Origin of the sequence: Caballeronia udeis (genome assembly GCF_001544555.2) — a bacterium.
GTDB lineage: Bacteria > Pseudomonadota > Gammaproteobacteria > Burkholderiales > Burkholderiaceae > Caballeronia > Caballeronia udeis.
This window is the reverse complement of record NZ_FCOK02000003.1, coordinates 43,387-63,689: the sequence shown is the minus strand read 5'-3', so window position 1 is coordinate 63,689 and position 20,303 is coordinate 43,387. Positions and strand designations below refer to the sequence as shown.

20 protein-coding genes and 1 pseudogene are annotated in these 20,303 nt (G+C 59.5%); 10 read left to right on the top strand and 11 right to left on the bottom strand.

Annotated features, from left to right (window positions below):
• Window positions 1-2: 2 nt before the first annotated feature.
• Entirely contained in the window at window positions 3-1,550 is a 1,548-nt protein-coding gene (gene fliD / locus AWB69_RS03285) for a flagellar filament capping protein FliD (protein ID WP_062082095.1), read from the bottom strand.
• A gap of 139 nt (window positions 1,551-1,689) precedes the next feature.
• On the bottom strand, window positions 1,690-3,213 hold the full coding sequence (locus AWB69_RS03280; RefSeq protein ID WP_062082093.1) for a flagellin N-terminal helical domain-containing protein: 1,524 nt from the start codon (window positions 3,211-3,213) through the stop codon (window positions 1,690-1,692).
• A gap of 325 nt (window positions 3,214-3,538) precedes the next feature.
• Here AWB69_RS03280 and AWB69_RS50690 point away from each other — a divergent pair, with 325 nt between their 5' ends.
• Window positions 3,539-3,871 carry an IS110 family transposase gene (locus AWB69_RS50690; protein WP_075643854.1) on the top strand — a complete coding sequence of 111 codons (333 nt, stop codon included), beginning with the start codon at window positions 3,539-3,541 and terminating at the stop codon, window positions 3,869-3,871.
• A 290-nt stretch (window positions 3,872-4,161) separates the two neighbouring features.
• A pseudogene (locus tag AWB69_RS03275) lies at window positions 4,162-4,323 on the top strand (IS5/IS1182 family transposase); the annotation flags it as partial.
• A gap of 97 nt (window positions 4,324-4,420) precedes the next feature.
• Here the strand turns inward: AWB69_RS03275 and serC are convergent.
• The 3 genes from serC to AWB69_RS03260 all read right to left on the bottom strand — a co-directional run bounded on the left by serC (window position 4,421) and on the right by AWB69_RS03260 (window position 7,065).
• Complete coding sequence (serC, locus tag AWB69_RS03270) at window positions 4,421-5,515, bottom strand: 3-phosphoserine/phosphohydroxythreonine transaminase (protein ID WP_062082088.1); 1,095 nt, start codon at window positions 5,513-5,515, stop codon at window positions 4,421-4,423.
• Window positions 5,505-6,782, bottom strand: coding sequence for an ATP-grasp domain-containing protein (locus tag AWB69_RS03265; protein ID WP_062082086.1), 1,278 nt, complete (start codon window positions 6,780-6,782; stop codon window positions 5,505-5,507). The genes serC and AWB69_RS03265 overlap by 11 nt, the downstream gene beginning before the upstream one ends.
• A gap of 76 nt (window positions 6,783-6,858) precedes the next feature.
• Window positions 6,859-7,065 (bottom strand): hypothetical protein, encoded by a 207-nt coding sequence (locus AWB69_RS03260; RefSeq protein WP_062082085.1) that lies wholly within the window; start codon window positions 7,063-7,065, stop codon window positions 6,859-6,861.
• Between the two features lie 760 nt (window positions 7,066-7,825).
• Between AWB69_RS03260 and AWB69_RS03255 the strand changes: the two genes are divergently transcribed.
• On the top strand, window positions 7,826-8,773 hold the full coding sequence (locus tag AWB69_RS03255) for an aldo/keto reductase (protein WP_062082082.1): 948 nt from the start codon (window positions 7,826-7,828) through the stop codon (window positions 8,771-8,773).
• A 364-nt stretch (window positions 8,774-9,137) separates the two neighbouring features.
• Window positions 9,138-9,350 carry a 30S ribosomal protein S21 gene (gene rpsU / locus AWB69_RS03250; protein WP_031357080.1) on the top strand — a complete coding sequence of 71 codons (213 nt, stop codon included), beginning with the start codon at window positions 9,138-9,140 and terminating at the stop codon, window positions 9,348-9,350.
• 270 nt (window positions 9,351-9,620) lie between these two features.
• Here the strand turns inward: rpsU and AWB69_RS03245 are convergent, their stop codons facing one another.
• From AWB69_RS03245 to AWB69_RS03235, 3 genes are all read right to left on the bottom strand, one after another.
• A complete protein-coding gene (locus tag AWB69_RS03245) occupies window positions 9,621-9,980 on the bottom strand; it encodes a hypothetical protein (RefSeq protein WP_062082080.1) in 360 nt (119 codons plus the stop codon).
• A 161-nt stretch (window positions 9,981-10,141) separates the two neighbouring features.
• Window positions 10,142-10,567 (bottom strand): hypothetical protein, encoded by a 426-nt coding sequence (locus AWB69_RS03240; protein WP_062082078.1) that lies wholly within the window; start codon window positions 10,565-10,567, stop codon window positions 10,142-10,144.
• Window positions 10,568-11,044: 477 nt separating this feature from the next.
• On the bottom strand, window positions 11,045-11,689 hold the full coding sequence (locus AWB69_RS03235; protein WP_062082076.1) for a DNA-3-methyladenine glycosylase I: 645 nt from the start codon (window positions 11,687-11,689) through the stop codon (window positions 11,045-11,047).
• Window positions 11,690-11,943: 254 nt separating this feature from the next.
• Between AWB69_RS03235 and AWB69_RS03230 the strand changes: the two genes are divergently transcribed.
• Window positions 11,944-12,846: a BadF/BadG/BcrA/BcrD ATPase family protein gene (locus tag AWB69_RS03230; RefSeq protein WP_062082466.1), complete on the top strand. Its 903-nt coding sequence runs from the start codon at window positions 11,944-11,946 to the stop codon at window positions 12,844-12,846.
• A 39-nt stretch (window positions 12,847-12,885) separates the two neighbouring features.
• Window positions 12,886-13,722 carry a Cof-type HAD-IIB family hydrolase gene (locus AWB69_RS03225; RefSeq protein ID WP_062082074.1) on the top strand — a complete coding sequence of 279 codons (837 nt, stop codon included), beginning with the start codon at window positions 12,886-12,888 and terminating at the stop codon, window positions 13,720-13,722.
• Between the two features lie 149 nt (window positions 13,723-13,871).
• Here the strand turns inward: AWB69_RS03225 and AWB69_RS03220 are convergent, their stop codons facing one another.
• Both AWB69_RS03220 and aqpZ read right to left on the bottom strand, forming a co-directional pair.
• Window positions 13,872-14,156, bottom strand: a complete 285-nt coding sequence (locus AWB69_RS03220; protein WP_062082072.1) for a PXPV repeat protein — start codon at window positions 14,154-14,156, stop codon at window positions 13,872-13,874.
• A gap of 348 nt (window positions 14,157-14,504) precedes the next feature.
• Window positions 14,505-15,224: an aquaporin Z gene (gene aqpZ, locus AWB69_RS03215; protein ID WP_062082070.1), complete on the bottom strand. Its 720-nt coding sequence runs from the start codon at window positions 15,222-15,224 to the stop codon at window positions 14,505-14,507.
• Window positions 15,225-15,519: 295 nt separating this feature from the next.
• Here aqpZ and AWB69_RS03210 point away from each other — a divergent pair, with 295 nt between their 5' ends.
• Complete coding sequence (locus AWB69_RS03210; RefSeq protein WP_062082068.1) at window positions 15,520-15,825, top strand: H-NS histone family protein; 306 nt, start codon at window positions 15,520-15,522, stop codon at window positions 15,823-15,825.
• 196 nt (window positions 15,826-16,021) lie between these two features.
• Here the strand turns inward: AWB69_RS03210 and AWB69_RS03205 are convergent, their stop codons facing one another.
• Window positions 16,022-17,092: a glycosyltransferase family 4 protein gene (locus AWB69_RS03205; protein WP_062082066.1), complete on the bottom strand. Its 1,071-nt coding sequence runs from the start codon at window positions 17,090-17,092 to the stop codon at window positions 16,022-16,024.
• A gap of 766 nt (window positions 17,093-17,858) precedes the next feature.
• Here AWB69_RS03205 and motA point away from each other — a divergent pair.
• The 3 genes from motA (at window position 17,859) to AWB69_RS03190 (ending at window position 20,202) form a co-directional block, all read left to right on the top strand.
• Window positions 17,859-18,719, top strand: coding sequence for a flagellar motor stator protein MotA (gene motA, locus AWB69_RS03200; protein ID WP_062082064.1), 861 nt, complete (start codon window positions 17,859-17,861; stop codon window positions 18,717-18,719).
• Between the two features lie 33 nt (window positions 18,720-18,752).
• The gene (gene motB, locus AWB69_RS03195) at window positions 18,753-19,733 is read left to right on the top strand and encodes a flagellar motor protein MotB (protein ID WP_062082062.1); all 981 of its coding nucleotides are present in this window, start codon (window positions 18,753-18,755) and stop codon (window positions 19,731-19,733) included.
• Window positions 19,734-19,821: 88 nt separating this feature from the next.
• Entirely contained in the window at window positions 19,822-20,202 is a 381-nt protein-coding gene (locus AWB69_RS03190; RefSeq protein ID WP_062082060.1) for a response regulator, read from the top strand.
• Window positions 20,203-20,303: the final 101 nt, after the last annotated feature.

Genomic DNA, 20,303 nt, shown 5'->3' with positions numbered 1-20,303 from the left:
CATCAGGCGTTGCCGGACGATGCCAACGCACCCGCGCTATTGGCGCCGCCGAACAACTGCGTCAGGTACTGCGAGTTGTTGTTCATGGTCGCCATCAGCGTATTGAGCGCTGTGAACTGCGCCTGGTACTGGCTCGTGAGCTGCGCCGTGTAGGAAGTCAAGGCAGTTTGCTGCGTCGCGATGCTGGTCAGGTCGGTGTTGATCGCGCTCTGGCTGTTCGCGACCAGGCCCCCCGTGCCCAGGAACGAGTTCAGGCTGGTCGTCAGCTTCGCGGCCACGCCGGTGGTCGAATTGAACAGGGCCGAGACGCCCGACGGGTTGCTCGTGAGCGCATTCGTGAGCGTCGTGCTGTTGGCTGTCAGGGTGCCGTCCGCGTTGAGTGTAATGCCGATAGACCCAAGCGAGACGGTCGAATTGCCGTTCGGCACGCCGCCGGCGACGGTACTCGCGAGCGTGTTCTGGATGGTGTTGAACGTCGAATCGCCGAGCAGCGCGCCGCCCTGCGAGCCGGCGGCCTGCGAACTGTCGAAACCCGCGACCTGGCCGTAAGTGGTGACCAGGGCGTTATAGAGGCTGACGAAATTGTTGATTGCGCTGGCTGCAGACGAGGTGTTCTGCGCCACGGTCACTGTCTGCGTCGTGCCCGCCGGCGTGCCAATGGCCGCAGTGGTCAGGTTGAGCGTCAGGCCCTGGACCGCGGTGGTCACCGCGTTGCTGGAACTGGTGCCCGCCGTGCCGTCGACGGTGAACATGGCGTCTTGTGCGGACGCGGATTGCGTCCACGCCTTCGTGCTCACCGCTGACGTAAAGGTCGATGCGGTCCCGCTGGCGCCGGCCGTGGACGTGACGCCGAGGCTGGACAGGCCGGCATCGTTCGCGACGCCGGTGACTCCCACGTTGATCGTATTCGATGCACCCGTGGCCGACGAGCGCAAGACCAGATGCGCACCGTCCGTGCCGGTGACGACGGTCGCCGTGACGCCCGGGTTGTTCGCCGCCGAGTTGATCGCGCTGGCAATGCCGCTGATCGTGTTGTTCGCCGACGTGATGGCGACGCTCATCGACTGGCCGCCGACCGAGACATTCATCGTGCCGGTGCCGAGTGCTGTCGTCGCGCCGAATGCCGCTGACGAGAGCGTCTGCGCGCTCGCGATCTGCGTTACCCCGATGGAATAGGTGCCGGCCGTGGCGCCGCTGGTGGCGGTTGCCGTCAGTCCGGTGCCGCTCGCGGTCGCGGTGAACTGGCCGAGGGTCGTGCCGTTGGACAGCGGCAGGACGCCGGCCTGCAAGGCGGACAATGCAGCCTGCAATGCGCCGATTGCCGAAAGTTTGGTGTTGTCGTTCGACTGTTGTGCGCTCAGGGAGGCGGTCTGGCCTGCTACCTTTGCGTTGACGAGACTCGTGACGAGCGACGAGACATCCAGTGACGAATTACCGGTGGACCCGCTGATGATGGACTGCGCGGCGGCCGCTTGGGCTGCTGCTGCGGCGGCAGCGACTTGGGCTGCTGTGGCCGCGGCCGTGTTGGCGGCGCTGGGAATCGTCGACATGGGGATGCTCCGTGTGTCGGTTTTGCTTTCGAGCCTGAATGATAAACGTTTGTAAAACGGGTAGGGGAGGCAAGCCTCCCCGGGCAACACATTCGGCCGGCGCGTGGTGCCATGCGCCGGCCGTTACCGCGAAGAGCTATTACTGGAGCAGCTTCAGAACTTGCTGCGGGTTGGAGTTGGCTTGCGCCAGCACCGAGATACCCGCTTGTTGCAAAACGTTCGCCCTGCTCAGGTTAGCTGTTTCCTGTGCGAAGTTCGCGTCGGTGATTTGCGACTGGGCGCCTGACAAGTCGGTCGATTGCGATTGCTGTGCCGAAGAGATCGACGTGAAACGGTTTTGAGCAGCACCCAGGGTTGCCTGGATGTTGTTGACCGTCGCGAGTGCGTTGTCGATCGATTCCATCGCAGCGTTCGCGCCTGCCGTCGTGCTGATGTTGATGGCCGATACTGCCGGCGGCGTATTCAGCGTGTTGGCCGTAGCGATGCCAAAGTTGCCCGCAACCGAGTTCACCGTGCCGAAACCGGTCGGAGCCGTTACGCCCAGTGCACCCGCCGCATTGAAGGTGATCCCCTGACCTGCCGGACCGGCGCCGGTAACCGTGAACAAGGCCTGAGAGGCCGCAGTGCTCAGCGCATTACCATTCTGGTCGGTGAACTTATAGCCGCCATTGCCGTCGGCCAAAATATTGATCGACGTGATGGCTGCAGGAGTGCCGGCCGCTGCTGCCGTACCGTTAGCCGCCAAATTCACACCGGTAACCGAGCCCAGGCTCGCGTTGGCGGCTGCATACGTGCCAGTGGTCGTTGCGACGTTGGTAGCGTTGACTAAGCCGAGTCCGCTCGTCGCTGAACCTGCTGCAGCAGTTTGAGCCGTTGCCTGAACCGTCGCGGCAAACGCGCCTTGGCCGACGAGGGTCAGCGGGGTCGGCAGCGTGGTCGAGCCGGTCGTGTTCGCGCCAAACAGGGCCGTCGAAGCGGCGGTCGACAGCGCCTGGTTGTTCTGGTCGGTGAAGGTAAAGCCGCCGTTGCCGTCTGCGAGCACATTGACTTGCGTGATGGCGGGGGTGGTCCCTGCCGCAGCAGCAACGCCGCCGGACGTCAGGCTGACGCCCGAGATCGAGGCGATGGTTGCACCCTTTTGCGGGATACCGCCGCCCAGCGAAGCTGCCGACAGGCTTTGCGTCAGGTTCAGGCCGATCGTCTGACCGACGTTCGCGCCGATCTGGAAGCTCACGTTGCCAGCCGAGCCGTCCAGCACGTTCTTGCCGTTGTACGTCGTTTGCGATGCCACGCGGTTCACTTCAGCAACTTGCTGCGCCACTTCTTGCTGCAGTGCTGCCTGGTCGCTTGCCGACAACGAGCCGCTCGATGCCTGCACTGCCAGTTGACGAATCGTTTGCAGGCTCGACGTGATCTGCGACAGACCGCTCGATGCCGTCTGGATCATCGACACGCCGTCGTTCGCATTCGAAACGCCTTGGTTCAAGCCGTTGATCTGCGTTTGCATACGGTTCGAGATCGCCAGACCTGCTGCATCGTCTGCCGCGCTGTTGATGCGCTTACCAGACGACAGGCGCGTGATGGCCTGCGACAGCGCGCTTCCCGACGCGTTCAGGTTCTGCTGGGCGACCAGCGAGTTGATATTGCTATTAATTCCAAGCATTTGGATTTCTCCTGAAAGAACATAAGGGCTGTTATGGCTACTTGCTGCACGGTCCTGTTGCCTGGCGGTTCCGAGCGAGGTAGCCGGCCGCCTACTTGGGTTTTCGGCCCCGCTCTTCGAAACTTTAGGGGTCGATCGCAATTCGTCGGTTGATTGATCTATATCCGTTTGCGCCTATCCAGGCGGGACAGCGATTCCGGCAGGATTTCAGCCCTGACACCTCGTGAGACAGTTTTATTAACACAACGGATATTTTGGAGAATATTGCGACGGTCGGCATTGATCCAGGCAAGCGGATTTTCACATCCATTGTCAAGACGGCGCCGTGAAGGCAGTGCTACGGAAGAAAGTGTCCAGAACGCCGTTCTTCGAATTTTTCGCTGCGCTTCCGCCTTCTCGTGTGACGACGGACGCTGGCGCGGGCTCGCACTGTTTACGCCGCCAGTTGCGGAGCCTCGGCCACACGCCCAAGTTGCTCGCATCACATTTCGTTCGACCATTCGTTAAAAGCGGCAAGAATGACTCAATTGATGCGGAGGCAGTTTGCGAAGCTGCTCAGCGCCCCTCCATGCGTTTTGTCACACCGAAATCGGAGGACCAGCAGATCCTCTCCGCTTTACGGCGGCTCCGTGAAGCCCTTATTGCAGAGCGTGTATGAATCACTCAGCCAATTGCATGCATTTCTGCCAGAAGTGGGTGTTGAGACTTCGCGAGGACCTCAAACGGTAAAGCGATTACCCTCACTTATCGAAACGCATCGCTTTTCATTCGAATCTACGCTTGCATTTGAGCGATTAGCTGAAAAATTTCAATTAATAAGCACTGAAGGAGACAACTTCTTTCACCTGCTGCATCGCTGCAAAGCCGCTCGATTTCCCGATACTGAGGAAAAAATTTCTGCGAGTCCGATTGCAAACTGCGGCGAACATGATCTGGTTCGCTTCGCATTGGATGCAGGGCGCAGTGTTGTGCGCGGCGGGCTACAACCTGCGCTGGCTGTTGCACGCCATCGTCCGCCTATGGCTTGCGCTCGTATTTTTTCTCGCGTGGCTGCGCTGCCTGCCCAGCGTTTTGCCACAAACCTTGCTCGCGCCCCGCACGACCATATGAGATGGGGAAGTGCGACGGAAACTGATCGACCACTCGGGAGCGCCCGGGCGCGAAATCGAATTTTGAAGGGCGGACTCATTAGAGCCCGCTTTCATGCTCAGACACGATGCAAACTGAATTCCGTCAGCGCGTTAGTCAGGATGTCCACGGCCTGCTCCGTAACGGCGTTGTATAGCGAGACCCGCATGCCGCCGATCGAACGATGTCCCTCCAGCCCAACAATGCCCTGTTCCCGAGCCATCTCGATAAACGCTTCGTCGAGCCGCGAATCACCGAACGTAAAAGCCGCGTTCATCTGTGAACGCCAGCAACGGTCCGCGTGGACGGTAACCGCATCGCCCAACGAATCCAGTGTTTCGTACAGCCGCCGCGCCTTTCTTTCATTGATGCTTTGCATGGCGTGCAAACCGCCCACGTCGAAGCGCAGCCAGCGGGTAATCAACGTCATCACATAAATCGCGAACACCGGGGGAGTGTTGTAGTTTGAACCATGTGACACGTGCGTGCGAAAGTCGAGAATGGCCGGCAATCCATCGGGGATCCGTTCGAGAAGAGAACGCTTTATCACCGCAACCGTCACGCCGGCAGGACCGAGGTTTTTCTGTGCATGGGCATACATCATCGAGAATAACTCTGGCCGGAAGGGCTTCGACAGAAAGTCGGACGACATGTCCGCAATGAGCGGTACAGGCATGGCGTCTTCGCAAACCGGAAATTGCAAGCCTTCCACGGTCTCGTTCGATACGTAGTGCAGATAGGCGGCGGAACTGGATACGTCGAGCGCATGGAGGGCGGGCAGTTGTCGATAGCCCGTCGCGCGACCGTCCCAGGAGATCTTCATCGAGGCCACTTTGGCCGCTTCCGACGTCGCACGACCGCTCCAGTACCCAGACGTCACGTATTCCGGCGGCGCGTAGGCCTTCGTGGCAAAATTCATCGGAATGGTCGCGAACTGCAGACTGCTGCCGCCCTGCATGAACGTGACCGCGTAGTCGTCGGAAATGCCGAGCAGGCAACGTATATTCAGTTCTGCTTCGTTCAGTATCGACCGGAACCAGTCTGATCGATGACTCATGCCGAGCACGGAGATGCCGGTCTCCGGCAATGCGGCAATGGCCTCCCGAGTTTGCTCAAGCACGCTTTCCGGAAGCGCGCCGGGGCCACCCGAAAAATTCAATGTATTAGATTTCATGGTTCGTCGAGCCGTCATCGGTTGCATTCACAGGAGCCGCAGACGCACGGCACAGCATGTCGTTAAAGGCGTCGAAGACGCGGCGCATTTGCGGCAGCTTGTAGGGAAATATGTTCGGATCGTCCATATCGTGCACGACCATCGCGGTGGCAATCTCAAAGATGAGCAAATGGCCATCGCTCGTTTCGGCGCAGTCAAATCCGACGTAATCAAGGCCAGTCAATTCGGCAATCGTCTGAAGCGCGTTGCTGTGACGCACCGCAAAGTCGGAATCGAAGTTCGCCATCAAGCGCGCTTCCTCCGCCCGGCGTTCAGGATGCGCAACCATTTCCGCGTACGGGTAGTGAACCATCCATTCGCTCGAAATGCCCATATGGCACAGGAATGGCGTTCCTTCGATCATCACGATCCGATATTTGCGGAACAAGCCGTCCGGATCGCTATAGTCGAAAAAAGGTGCAAGGTAATATTCCTGGGCGTCCGTTCCTTCCAGGTAGTGCGCAAGGTCATGCCTGTCGGACACCTTCACCAGTCCCTGGCCAGCGTGCGATCCAACCGGCCGTACGATGAACGGGTAGCGTCCATCCACCACGTCCGACAGATCGAACGCGCCCGACGCGGCTTCGAGGACACGCTCGCGGGGCAGGCGCACCGTGTGCGCCATGCGAATGGAGGGGACCTTGCCCAACAGCGCAAATGCAGCGTCACGCGTCGTGTGTGCGATCCGCTCCGGCCGGTTCAGCACCCGGCGATCAGAATGACTGATCAGCGTGGCGATTCGTGCAAGGACCTCAGCGTTTTCATCCGATGCGCACGCGGCGACGAGAATAACGTCATGCTCCGGCAAACTGACGTCCTGAAGCGGCTGTCGACCGACGTACAGCACCTCTATCTGGAGGTCGGCGTTCTCGAGCAGGCATTCGAAAGGCGTATTCGCCATCAGATCGCCAGGAGCCTTGAGCGCTAGCACTTTCACCGGCGACCGGGTCGAGCGGGCGCTCTTTAAACGATAATGCTTGCACGTCTGAATTGCCAGTGCCTGGACCGCAAGCGCAGCCGGTCTCTGGTATTTGAGTTCCAGCACGACGGACAACTCGAGCAAGGCGTATGGGTCATCGTAACGCTGGGTATGCTCGATCAATAGTTCCCCAAGCGAAGTCAGATCGTGTCCCGCAGTCGCCTCTCTGAGCAAAGTGGCCAAACCTAGGGACTCATACTTCGGCGGCTGCCCGGTATCGGCGGCAAACCCTGTCTGAACAATATCCATGATGGAACTCTTCGATAACACGATGGTGATCCGAGGTGCAAAAAGCCGTCCTCGCCGACGTGGCCTTGCGATACCTTCAGGGAGTCTGCTTCTGAGCGGCAAGCATACGCATACGAGCCGCATCAGCAGTTTCGCTGATATAGCCCACCTCGTCGGAAAACCATCCTTCAGGCAGCGACGCCGATGACGCTGCGTGGTGACCCGTCGGATGCGGGACAGCCCTCGCTGTGCCGGAGACCAAGGACAACATACCGATCTTGGTGCGCCGATTGATCTGTGACATATATATTCCTTTGAACGAAACCGTGTGAGGCGGACCCAACAAGGTATCTGCGCCAGCACTGAATCGAGTGCTGCACCTAGATTACTGGAATCATTCGCGACAGAACGGTGGAGAAGAGGACGAACTTGCCGCTTGTTCGGCGGTTTGGGCCAGGGTAGAACGATTGTTGATAGCGCGACCTGGCCGAAGTCGGAGTGGATGACATTTCCGTTCGGCGCCGGCTGGTACCCGACTTCGGCTTGATCAGATTTCAGTATCAAGACGAAAGGCGCCTTCCATGACGGAAATGCATTTACCGCCGATGCGAACTAGACAATCCCCGAATCGGCGCTTGCAATCAAGAAGCCAAGAGGCCCGCGAAGCGCAGCGATACGCTCCCGATATCCAGGCTGGACGGGGAACGAACGTCGCCGTCATCGCACTAGCCAAGAAAATAGCCTGAACGAACTGCGCGTTGCTGGCTCGAGTATGTGAACAGGAGTCCCAGATCAGGGTGATGACTGCACGATTGCAATGAACTTTGCACTTTCATCGATTGCACAAGTAATTTGATCCAATGGCAAACAAAGGGCTCCTGGCGGTTCCGAGCGAGGTAGCCGGCCGCCTACTTGGGTTAGCGCGGCCCATGAAAAAACTTGAGGACTTGGGTAAGGATTCGTAGGGGAATAGCGATCGGCGTGCAGCCTGCGAGTAAACGGATTCGCGGGTATTCTTTTCGGGTCGGTTATTGCGTTTTGTCTATAACAACCCGGGAGTCTCCATGCAGCACCGCACTATCGGTACGTCGGACCTCAAGGTCGCGCCACTCGTTTTCGGCGGAAATGTATTCGGCTGGACCGCCGATGAACGCACGTCGTTTTCCATCCTCGACGCCTTTGTCGACCACGGCCTTAATTTCATCGATACCGCCGACGTCTATTCAGCCTGGGTCGACGGCCATCAGGGCGGCGAGTCGGAGACGATCATCGGCAAGTGGTTCAAGGAAAGCGGCAAGCGCGACAAGATCGTGCTGGCGACGAAAGTTGGCATGCTGAGCACGCGGCCGGGGCTATCGGCGGCGAATATCGAGGCTGCTGTCAACGATTCGCTGAAGCGCCTGAAGACGGATTACATCGACATTTATTTTTCCCATCGCGACGACGATAAAACACCGCTCGTGGATACGCTCGGCGCATATCAAAAGCTGATTGCGGCGGGGAAGGTACGCGTAATCGGCGCGTCGAATTACACCGGTGAAAGGCTGGAAGAGGCACTGAATATATCGGCGAAGGAGGGGATTCCGGCTTATCAGGTGCTTCAGCCTGAATACAACCTTTACGATCGCGCCGGCTACGAGAATGACCTGGAACCGGTTATCAAGGCGCATAAGGTATCGGTCGTGACGTATTACAGCCTGGCGAGCGGTTTCCTGAGTGGAAAATACCGGTCCAAAACCGATACCGAGAACAGTGCACGTGGCGCGAAGGTGGCGGGTTATCTGAACGACCGGGGCTTGAGAATTGTGAGCGCGCTCGTTAAAGTGGCGGACCGTCACGACACGGAGCCGGCGGCAATCGCACTTGCATGGCTGATCGCGCGCCCGGGTGTGACAGCGCCGATCGCGAGCGCGACTTCGGTCAAGCAGCTCGAGACCCTCGCCCATGCGACCCGCATTAATTTGGCGCCAGAAGACGTCGCTATACTCGACGAAGCCAGCAATCCGGACTGAAAGCGGTAAAAAACGCGCATGATCATGGGGTTGCCCCTTCGCAAACCTCGGCAAACAGGTGTTGCGGGGTTGGCGACGGGGCGCCGATCTGATAACATCTCGCCCGAATCGAGATTTTTGCCCGATGGCGAAGCTATTTTTAAGCGACGCCGGGCGGCCCGAAGTGCGCTGTTCCGTTTTCGACAGACCTGCGCATGCCGTGATCGGCGGTGAAATCCCACCTCTCTCTTTTCCGGCCTCCGTGGCCGCTTTGCTCGTGTCCGCTGTTGTCGGGTGGACGATCGGAGTGCCGGCGCGCGGCGTTGCCTTGTGCAGTACGCTTCGCCGCGCAGTCAGAAAAACGTATCAGCGATTTAGGACATCCATGACCACTATTGTTTTGAAAGAAAACGAGCCGTTCGACGTCGCGATCCGTCGCTTTCGCCGGACCATCGAAAAGAACGGCCTGATCGCCGAACTTCGCGAACGCCAGTCGTATGAAAAGCCGACGACGGCACGCAAGCGCAAGAAAGCGGCAGCAGTCAGCCGTCTGCGCAAGCGTCTGCGCAGCCAGATGCTGCCCAAGAAGCTTCACTAAGTCTTGGCAGGTTGCAGCCCGGTTGATGGGCTGCACCAAGCAAAACGGCGATGCCGCCCGCAAGGGTTGCATCGCCGTTTTGCTTGGTTGCTTCGGTTTGCTGTTTTTACGTTGCGGCCCTATTCGGGCTTGCGGCTCGGCTTGTTGGCGTTGTCTATGAGCCGGTTGAGCGGATCTTCCGCCGTGCGCGGATCTTCCGCCGTGCCTTGTCTTTGGGCGCGGCGGGATTTCACCCGGGCCGTCGGGCGCTTGTCCGACGTTTACTCGCGCCTAGATAAACGCGTGCCGTTCACCTACGCGCGCGAGAAGCTGAGGCCATTCGTCCACGCTGAAATCGTCGTGGACTTCCTCCAGCTCGATCAGCAATTCGACGATCTCCGGATCGTAGGCATTCACCTCTGACGCGTACAGCGCGCGCAACAACGAGCCGTCCTTCGCGTGCCGGTAGTACGAGATCCCAACCCCCTCGATCTCCGGCCGATACAACTCGTCGGCGATCAGGGACCCGATAGCGCACTTGCGGCCATTGCCGCTGCGCAGCCGGCACGAACCGTTTTCATCCTCCGATACAGCCCGTTGCGCGAGCAGATGGTTGCTTACGCGTTCGTAGATGTCTCTCGCCGTTAACATTGCATTGCTCGTTGCTTTAATTATTGCGTTGCATCGTCCGATGCTCGTTTCTTAGTTCAACGCAAGCGCGGACTCGCTTCATTCATGGGGCTTTTGCGATGTCATCACTTGTCCTTCGTGATTGACTCGCGAAGCCCCGCGGAACCCTGCCAATTTCGCGCTCAGGCTGCCGATCTAAGGCGATCCGCCGACAAGTTGAACTGCCGGGCGATGGACGCAAAGCGTTCACGCCATTCCCACTTGCCGAACACGTCGTGCACGTTTTGCAGGCAGCTGAGCAGCTCGACGGTTGTTGGATCGTAGACATTGATATTCGAGCGCAAGAGTGCGCGCTTCAGCGCTGCGACGCCGACATCCATGTAAGGCGGCACGGTTTCCGGCCCTTTGCCGACGTAGCGAATGGGCACGCCTTCCATGGCGGTCATGTAATCGCGCGCCTTGATGAAACTGCCGACGGGACAACCGCCGCAATACCCGCGATATGCACCGCCGCCGCGCGGCAACAACGCTGCCTGGCCCTGGCCAAACAGGTGATGGACGGCACGGTCGAAGATTTCCTGGTGCGTCAAGAAGTTGAGGTTTTTCATTCTGGTTCTCCCCTGCGCCGACAACTGCGGTGCTTCGTGGGTGTTCATCTAACAGCGTTATCAGTATCGGACGCGGACTCGGTCGGCAAAGCGCGATCGACCACATAAAACCGCGTTATGTCGCCGGCGTGTCTGTTTCGCCGCGATCGTTCACACCGTCTGAATACGCTTGGTAAGCGGTACGAAGCGACAGCCGTCCCAGAGTCATCCGATTCGCTGGAAAAAAGCCGCTTACAACGTATTTATAGCGGTTCTTTCCGGTAAAAAAGTGCCGCTATGTGCGGTTGGCCGCAATTTTGACATGATGCCCGCCTTCCTGCACAGGGGCAGAATCCCCGTAAAGGCTTTGTAGTAAAGGCTTCAGAGCGTGATTCACCCCGTAGGTACCGCTATCGTCAGGATTTTCCCTGATGAGAGATGAAACCGCGAAAAATGTTGCGAAAACGCAATGTACGTTTCGAAAATCAGTGGAGCAAATTATCTAATTTGTTCGACGCTTGGCGGATTCTCGCTTGGGACGGCCGCGTTGTCGCGGAACCGGCAGAAACAGGCAGCCTCATGGTCGTTGACCATGCCGGTTGCCTGCATGAACGCGTAGCAGATGGTTGTTCCGATGAACTTGCAGCCGTATTTCTTCAGGGCACGGCTCATGGCGTCGGAGATTTCGTTGGAGGCGGGTGCTTGTGCATAGGTTGCGCGTGGGGTGTCGATAGGCGTATTGCCGACGAACGACCACACAAAATTCGCGAACGAACCGTGTTCCGCCTGGATGCGCTGCACCGCGCGAGCGTTGGCGACCGCCGCCGAGATCTTTGCGCGATTGCGGATGATGCGGGGATCGAGCAGCAGCCGGGCTGCGTCGTCTTCGCTGAAAGCGGCCACCCGGTCGATGTCGAAGTCATGGAACAGAGCCCGGTAACCCTCCCGCTTGTTCAGGATCGTGGACCATGACAGCCCGGCCTGTGCGCCTTCCAGCACGAGCATTTCGAACAGATGGCGATCGTCATGGGACGCCACGCCCCACTCTTCATCGTGATAGTGGGCGAGTGCTTCGGTTGTTGCCCAGCCGCAGCGGTGGGGCTCCGTGCTGTTATCCGGGCTGCTTTTTTTCGGGTTCGTCATGTCGGCTTCTGGGAATGCGTAGTTGGCGTTTGATCAGCATAGGCGGAAGGACAAGGCGAGAACAGTCGGCCGATCGGTCTGGTTCTCCGGTGGGCCGTCGCGTGGCGGCTCCCTGCAGGCATTGGCCTGATGTCCGGCTCCAATATCAGCGGGCTCATGGCAGAAGCTTGCCGGATGCGCAGGCAGTGCGGTGGCGCCGCATACCCCATTCGGCTGAGTGGCGGCGCGCGGGTCGTGCCGTTAAGCTTGCGGACATGACTACTTCAACTTACACCCACAAGTACCTGATAGGCGTCGACGGCGGCGGCAGCGGTACGCGCGTCGTCCTGGCAGACACAGACGGCATTGAATTGGCACGTGCGACGGGAGGGCCGTCAGGCTTGGCGCTCGGCGTCGAGAGAGCGTGGGACGCTATCGAAGCGGCGTGCGTGCGCGCCTTTGAAACAGCGGGCTTGCCGTTCGAGTGGCGTGCATGCGCGCTTGGCTGCGGTCTTGCGGGCGTGAATCACGCGGGGTGGCTGGCGCAGTTTCACGCAACAGCGCCCAATGGATGCGCGCTTGCCGTCGAAAGCGACGCCTTCACCACGTTGCTCGGCGCGCACGGAGGCGAGCCGGGCGTGATCGTGGCGCTGGGAACGGGCAGCATTGCCGCGTCGCTGGACGCGAGCGGTCAGCTCAGGATCGCAGGGGGTTATGGTTTTCCAAGCGGGGACGAGGCGAGCGGAGCCTGGTTGGGTTTGCGGGCGGCCGCCCATTTGCAGCACGTGCTGGACGGTCGGGCGCCCGCCGACGACTGGTCCGCGGCGTTGCTCGAGCGCACGGACGCGACCGATCGGGACAGCCTCGTCGTATGGCTGTGCGCGGCGAATCAAACGGGTTATGCGACGCTGGCCCCGACTGTGTTCGAGCACAGAAACCATCCGTTCGCGGCGCGTCTGCTGGAGGACGCGGGGCGTGAGATCGAAAAAATGGTGTCGGCGCTGGACCTGGATCACGCTTTGCCGGTGGCGCTGTGCGGCGGCCTGGCCGTGCCACTGGAGCCATTCGTGCCGGAAGAGCTCCGCGGCCGGTTACGCCAGCCGCTAGCGGACTCCGCTTCAGGCGCGCTGCAACTGGCTCGCCAGGCTGCGAGCCGAAAATCGCTCCATGGGGGCTAAAATGTCAGGTTCCTAACGGCTTAAAGGAAAGCGCTTCCCATGTATTCCATCATCGCTACCGATCTCGACGGCACCTTGCTCAACAACGACCACCAGGTCGACCCGTTCACCGTCGAAACGGTCCGCGAGCTGGAAGCGCGTGGCGTGCGTTTCATCATCGCGACGGGGCGGCACTATCGCGATGTGGTCGGGATTCGGGAAGTGCTCGGCATTGACGCTCACCTGATCACGTCGAACGGCGCGCGCATTCATGCGCCGGACAATGAACGTATTTACGCCCGTGACATCGCTCCAGCGGCGGTGCGCCGCCTCGTTCAGCCGGATCTGGCGGGAAGCGAGCGCGTGATCGTGAATCTCTTCGCCGACGACGCCTGGTTGATCGACCGCCACGCACCTGAATTGCTGGTGCTTCATCAGGACTCGGGTTTCGACTATGACGTAATGGACCTGCGTGCGCACGACGGCGAGAACATTGCGAAGGTGCTGTATATCGGCGAGCCGGACGATCTCAAGGTGACTGCGGCGAATCTCGAACGTGAATTCGGCGATTCCATCTACGTTACTTATTCGATGCCGGATTGCCTGGAGGTGATGACATCGGATGTGTCGAAGGGACGGGCATTGCAGTTCGTGCTGGACCGGCTCGATATTGACACTGCGCATTGCGTCGCTTTCGGCGACAACATGAACGACATCGATCTGCTCGAAACGGCGGGCCGGCCATTCATGATGAACAACGCGAATCCGGCGCTGGTAAAACGCCTGCCGAATGTCCCGCGGACCGGCAACAACTTCGAGGCCGGCGTCGCGCATCAACTGCGCGCGTTATTCGGCATGACGGATGAACTTGCCTCGCCGGCGCGCGCTGACGAATAAAGGGGCCGAATCGGTCATTGCGGCAGCGGTCGTCCGCGGTGCTGGGACGTAGGGAATAACGTAGGGAACAGAAGGAAAAAGGGAGCCGCCTATACCGGCCGCTCCCTTTGCTCAAACAACCCTTGGCAAACCTCTACAACCAGCGTCACCTATCCTCGACGATTCCAGCCGTCACGACCATAGCCGCCGTGATCCCAGCCGGTGCGGTTCCAGCGTCCGCGGTCCGGACCGCCCCAGCGGTCATCGCGATGACCCCAGGCGGGCGGCGGCGCGCGATAGAACGGCGCGGGCTGGACATAAACCGGTGCGGGCTGCACATACCCGGGCTCGCCGAGCGACAGTCCTATGGAGAGATCAGTGTGAGCCTGCGCGACGCCAACCGCTCCCACTGCAAGACCGGCGGCCACCAGCAAATGAGTGACGATGCGTTTCATGGTGTTCTCCTTTTAGGGCGACGCGTGTCGCATGACTCCAATCTACGCAATGACCGTTTTACGAGTATCGACGAGTTGTTAGCAGATGAAAGTATGGCGAAAGTTGAAGTCAGGGTTTGTCCGTGGAGTAAATACCCGCAAAGTCCTGTCAGCCATCGTTTGTCGGACATTTCGTGAGCCCGGCATAAGTAAATTGACGTTTAACACCCCCGCAGACCGTAAGCCGTCATTACATTTGTCGCAGATTATTCATATAGATCGGCTATTCGGACCCGATACAAACGAATTGGGCAATTAAAAAAACGGGCGTCGAGCGCCCGGTTTTTTCGGCTTTCACCGTTTTTTAATTCAGGCCGCAGCAAGCGCCTGCTTTTTCGCACCGGTCAGCAATGGATAAACCACGCCAGCGATGACCGCGCCGATAATCGGGGCCACCCAGAACAGCCACAGCTGTTCCATTGCCGCGCCGCCCACAAACAACGCCGGGCCGGTGGAACGCGCCGGGTTCACCGAGGTATTCGTGACCGGAATCGAGATCAGGTGGATCAGCGTCAGGCACAGGCCAATGGCGATTGGCGCGAACCCGGCAGGTGCGCGGCTGTCGGTAGCGCCCAGGATGACAAACAGGAAGAAGAACGTCATGACGACTTCGCACACGAGCGCGGCGATCATGGCGTAATGACCCGGCGAATGATCGCCGTAACCGTTGGTGGCAAAGCCGCTGGCAACGAGGTCGAAGCCCGGCGCGCCGCTGGCGATCACCGACAAGACATACGCGCCAATCACGCCACCGACCACTTGGGCGGCAATGTACGGAACCAGGTCGCGGACCGGGAAACGCCCTGCGACCGTCAAACCGACGCTCACCGCCGGGTTCAGGTGGCAACCCGAAATATGGCCGATAGCGTAGGCCATGGTGAGCACGGTCAAGCCGAATGCGAGCGCCACGCCCGCGAACCCGATACCGAGTTGAGGGTAACCCGCCGCGAGCACTGCGCTGCCGCAGCCGCCCAGCACGAGCCAGAACGTACCAAACATTTCTGCGCCGAGGCGCTGTCCTAATCGCATGATTCGAAGTCCTAAAAGTATATAAAAAACCGAAACAATTCCGGCGCTCGTGACCATGACTATTTGTACGGACCACTGCGGCGGGTAGGCAGTGTAATCCGAGTCCGGAGGTTAATTGTCAAGAATTGTTAAAACGCCATGAACTAAGGGAACTCTTATTAGGAATGCCCTATAGTTTCAAGACTCTTCTCATTCGCATTAGGACTTTTTGCAATTGCATGTTCAAACGTTGCATCTTTTAATCGATGCCGTTACGCTTCCCAATAATCGCGGGCTATTAGAAAGGGTTGAGAAAATGTCGCAATACACTGAGCTCAAAGCGCAGATCGCCAAGCTTCAGGAGCAGGCGGAAGAGGCACGCCGCGCTGAACTGGAAGCAGTACTGGCGGATATCCGGCGCAAGATTGTGGAGTATGGGCTCACGGCCCAGGACCTGGGGCTGTCGGTCGTCCGGCGAGGCCGGCCACCGAAGAAGGAGCCGCTACCCCCGATCTATCAGGATCCCAAGTCTGGCAGCACCTGGAGCGGGCGCGGCAAACCACCGAAATGGATCGCGGGAAAGAACCGTGAGCGCTTCCTGATTAGTCAGGCGCATTCGTAAAGGCGCTTGGCAGCGGCATCGAATAGTGCAGACAAAAATAGAAGCAAGATGTCAGCATGAAAGGCAAAGCACAAAAAATCCGTCCTTTCAGACGGATTTTTTGTGCTTTGCAATAAAGTGTCAGATAACGATGCAATCATCGTTTCCAATCAAGTCAACGCCCAGTCTTCAGGCGGCTAAAAAAATTAGCTGAAAGTTAGCCGGCTGCAACGCGGCGCAGTACCGGGCGTTTCGCTGCTTGCAGCAACGCGGTGTAAGCCTCGACATAGTTCAGCGCCATGGTCTTCGCGCTAAAGCGGCGTTCGAACTGCGCGCGAATTTCGGTGCGCGAGAGCTCGCCCAGGCGCTGGAGCGCCCCAACCGCACCCTGCACGTCCTCGCAAATGTAGCCCGTTACGCCGTGGTCAATCACTTCAGGCACCGAACCGCGATTGAACGCAATCACCGGCGTACCGCAAGCCATGGCCTCGATCATCACCAGACCGAACGGCTCCGACCAGTCGATCGGGAACAGCAGCGCCTTCGCGCCCGACAGGAACTCCGGCTTTTGCTGCTCGTTGATCTCGCCAACGAATTCAACGCTGGCCTTCGACTCCCTCAGCAACGGCTCGATCGTGCTCTTGAAGTATTCCTGGTCGACCTTGTCCACCTTGGCGGCAATCTTCAGCGGCAGACCGCTTTGGGCAGCGATCTTGATGGCGAGATCGGCGCGCTTTTCCGGGCAGATACGACCCAGGAACGCCAGGTACTCAGGCTTCTTGTGCGTTTGCGGCGTCAGCAGGTTTTGCGGCAATCCGTGATAGATCGTGTTGAGCCACGCGGCTTGCGGCAGCGGCACACGTTGCGAATCCGAGATCGAGACAACCGACGCCTCGGGGAACGCGTTGAACACCGGTTGCAGCTCCGGCAAATCCAGCCGGCCGTGCAGCGTGGTCACAAACGGCGTGTCCATTTGCGAGAACACCGAGAACGGCATGTAGTCGAGGTGGAAGTGCAGCACGTCGAACTCGTGCGCGCGGCGGCGGACATTCTCAAGCAGCAGCGCGTGCGGCGCATTCCAGTCGCGGATCGACGGATCGAGGCGCAATGCGCGCGGCCAGGCTGCTTCCAGCGTCGCCTTGGTCTGCGAATCGCCGCTCGCGAACAGCGTCACGTCGTGACCGAGATCAACCAGCGCGTCCGTCAGGTACGAGACAACGCGCTCGGTGCCGCCGTAGAACTTCGGGGGGACTGCTTCGTGCAACGGTGCAATTTGTGCGATACGCATAACGTGACTCTCCTGTTCGTGAGGGCTTCAACGCACAGTCTCCGAAACGAAAACCGGTAAAGCCTTGGCAGACGGGCCAGCGCCTATGCTGCCGCCCCTGAAAATAGGACCCGAATGAATCGGGTTATCCCTTACGTCCATTATCGAGATGACTCTCTTCATCAACGAGTCATTTTTCAAACGCTTAACCTTGTTACAGGCCGCAACACCGGCCGTTACGAAGCTCGGCGGATTGCTGACGCCCAAGTGCTGCAAGCGATTGCGTGTCCGTCATCAAATTGCGCGGTGCAGGATGCATTGCCCAGGACGGCAGATACAGCAATGCCCGTGCCACCGCCCAGGCGTGCTGGTTATGCCTTTCCTGTGTTGGTGCTAACCCGTGGTCATGAAAATAAATGCACGTCGCGTAAAGATATTCCCCGGTCCGCCGTTAGTCAGACGATAAGCCTGCGGGGTCTGAGAAGCGGTTTGTCCGGTCCCAACCCGCTCGTGCTTGCTTACAATTTATTGCCGATTTGTAAGCCGTGAATCGGCATATTTACCCGGTTTTTTTGCCGGCAAAACCTCGGGCTTTGCCCTGGAAGCCGGCAAACGATCAAACAGCCTCATCCGGCCGACCACCTTGCTGGCTTGAATGCACCGCCAACAAAGACGTTGCCGGTGTTCGGGCCGGCCGCCCGTCCGCTATTTCCCTTCAAAGTTTTCCAGCCGCTTGCCGTAAACCACTTAACGGCGGTTTCGCCGATGCAACCATGAGGGCTCGACTGTGCTGATTTTCATCGGAACACTAGTGACGCTGTTGTCCGTTTTCGGCGGTTATGCGCTGGAAGGCGGTCACCTTGGCGCATTGGTCCAGCCGGTTGAAATCCTGATGATCGCGGGCGCCGGCCTGGGCGCGTTCATCCTCGGCAACGGCATGAAGACGATCAAAGCCACGCTGCGCGTGATCCCGACGCTCTTCAAAGGCTCGAAGTACAACAAGGACGTGTACATGGAGTTGATGGCGCTGCTCTATGTGCTGCTCGCAAAAGCACGCAAAGAGGGCACGCTGACGCTGGAGTCGGACATTGACGATCCGGCCAAAAGCCCGATCTTCGGCCAGTACCCGAAGATCCTGGCGGATCGGCATATCGTCGAATTCCTTACCGATTATTTGCGCCTGATGGTCGGCGGCAACATGAACGCGTTCGAGATCGAAAGCCTCATGGACGAGGAGATCGAGACGCATCACGCGGAAGGCGAAGGCCCTGCACACGCGCTGCACAAGGTAGGCGACGCAATGCCCGCGTTCGGTATTGTCGCGGCCGTGATGGGCGTGGTCCACACCATGGCGTCCGCCGATCAGCCGCCGGCCATCCTGGGCGAAATGATTGCGCAGGCGCTGGTCGGGACGTTCCTCGGCATTTTGCTTTCTTACGGGTTGATCGGTCCGCTTGCGAGCGTCGCGGAACAGCGCGTGGCCGAGTCGACCAAGATGTTCCAGTGCATCAAGGTGACGATCCTGGCGAGCCTGAACGGCTACGCACCGGCTATCGCGGTCGAGTTCGGCCGCAAAGTGCTCTTCTCCACTGAGCGTCCGTCGTTCTCCGAACTGGAAGAACACGTGCGCCGCGTGAAGGCGAAGTAACCGCCTTCAGCGACCGAGCGCCCGGAACCCGCCATGCCGACCAACAAAGATCGCCCGATTTTCATCAAGCGCGTCATAGCGAACAAGAAGGCGCACCACGGCGGCGCGTGGAAGCTGGCGTACGCCGACTTCATGACGGCAATGATGGCGTTCTTCCTGTTGATGTGGCTGTTGAGCGCGGTGTCGCCGGTGCAGCGGCAGGGGATTGCCGAGTATTTCAACATGCCGCTCAAGAACGCGATCATGGGTGGGCCGCGTAGCGGGATGGACTCCAGCATCATCAACGGCGGCGGACGCGATATTTCAAGCCCCGAGCCGGGTACGACCCGCATGAGCGACGGTACGCGGCGCGTGGACCGGCTCGACGAACAGACGCTGAAAGCGGCGCAAGGCGAGCTCGAACGGCGCGACCAGGCGCGTCTGCACGACCTGCAGGTCAAGCTGATGGCGGCGATCGAAGCGAATCCGGTGCTGCGCCAGTTCAGGCAGCAGATCCGGATCGATTCGACACAACAGGGTCTGCGCATCGAGATCGTCGATACCCAGAAGCGCCCGATGTTCGGGCTCTCCAGCAACAACGTGGAACCCTACATGCGCGACATCCTGCGCGAGATCGGCAAGGCGCTCAACGACGTGCCGAACCGGATCGTGGTGCAGGGGCACACCGACGCCAATCAGTACGCGGGCGGTGAAAAGGGCTACAGCAACTGGGAGTTGTCAGCGGATCGCGCGAATGCGTCGCGGCGCGAGCTTATCTCGGGCGGCATGGACGAATCGAAGGTGTTGCGGGTGCTTGGACTCGCCTCGACGCAGAACCTGAACAAGCAGGATGCTTTCGATCCCGAGAACCGGCGTATCAGCATCCTGGTATTGAACCACCGGTCGGAGGAGTCCATGACACGCGAGGACATGCCGGCGACCACGATTACCAGCAACGCGGGCGGTCCGGGAGAGCTCAAGCCCGACCTCGGTCCGCTGGCGCCGGCATTGCCGGCCAAGCCGGCGGCGCCGTGACGGCTGCACCATGACAGCGGCAGGATCAAACACGCTCACGAGAGCACGAGAGCACGACAGGAACATCGGACAGAGGGCGGCACACATCATGATCAAGAACATTCTGGCTATCGACGACTCGGCTGCCATGCGGCAAATCCTCTCGGCGACGTTTGTCGCGGCGGGGTATCGCGTGGCGGTGGCCACGGATGGCGCAGAGGCCTACGAAGCGGCGCTTGCCGAACAGTTTGATCTGGTGATCACCGACCAGAACATGCCGGCAATGAGCGGCCTGGAGCTGATCGGGAAACTGCGCGGACACCGCGCTTATGCGAATACGCCGATCCTCGTGCTGACGACCGAATCGGGCGAGCCGTTCAAAGCCGCGGCGCGTGCGGTGGGCGCGACGGGGTGGATCGAAAAGCCGTTCGATCCGGACGTGCTGACCGATCTGGTAGCCACGCTGTCGGAAGCGGAGCACCCGCACTGAAGCAAACCGGTTTTGGCATGAAGCATGACGCATCAGGCACTAAGCATCAGGCACGAAGAACACATTAGCTTTTACGACGCGCATAGCGACGACAGACAAGG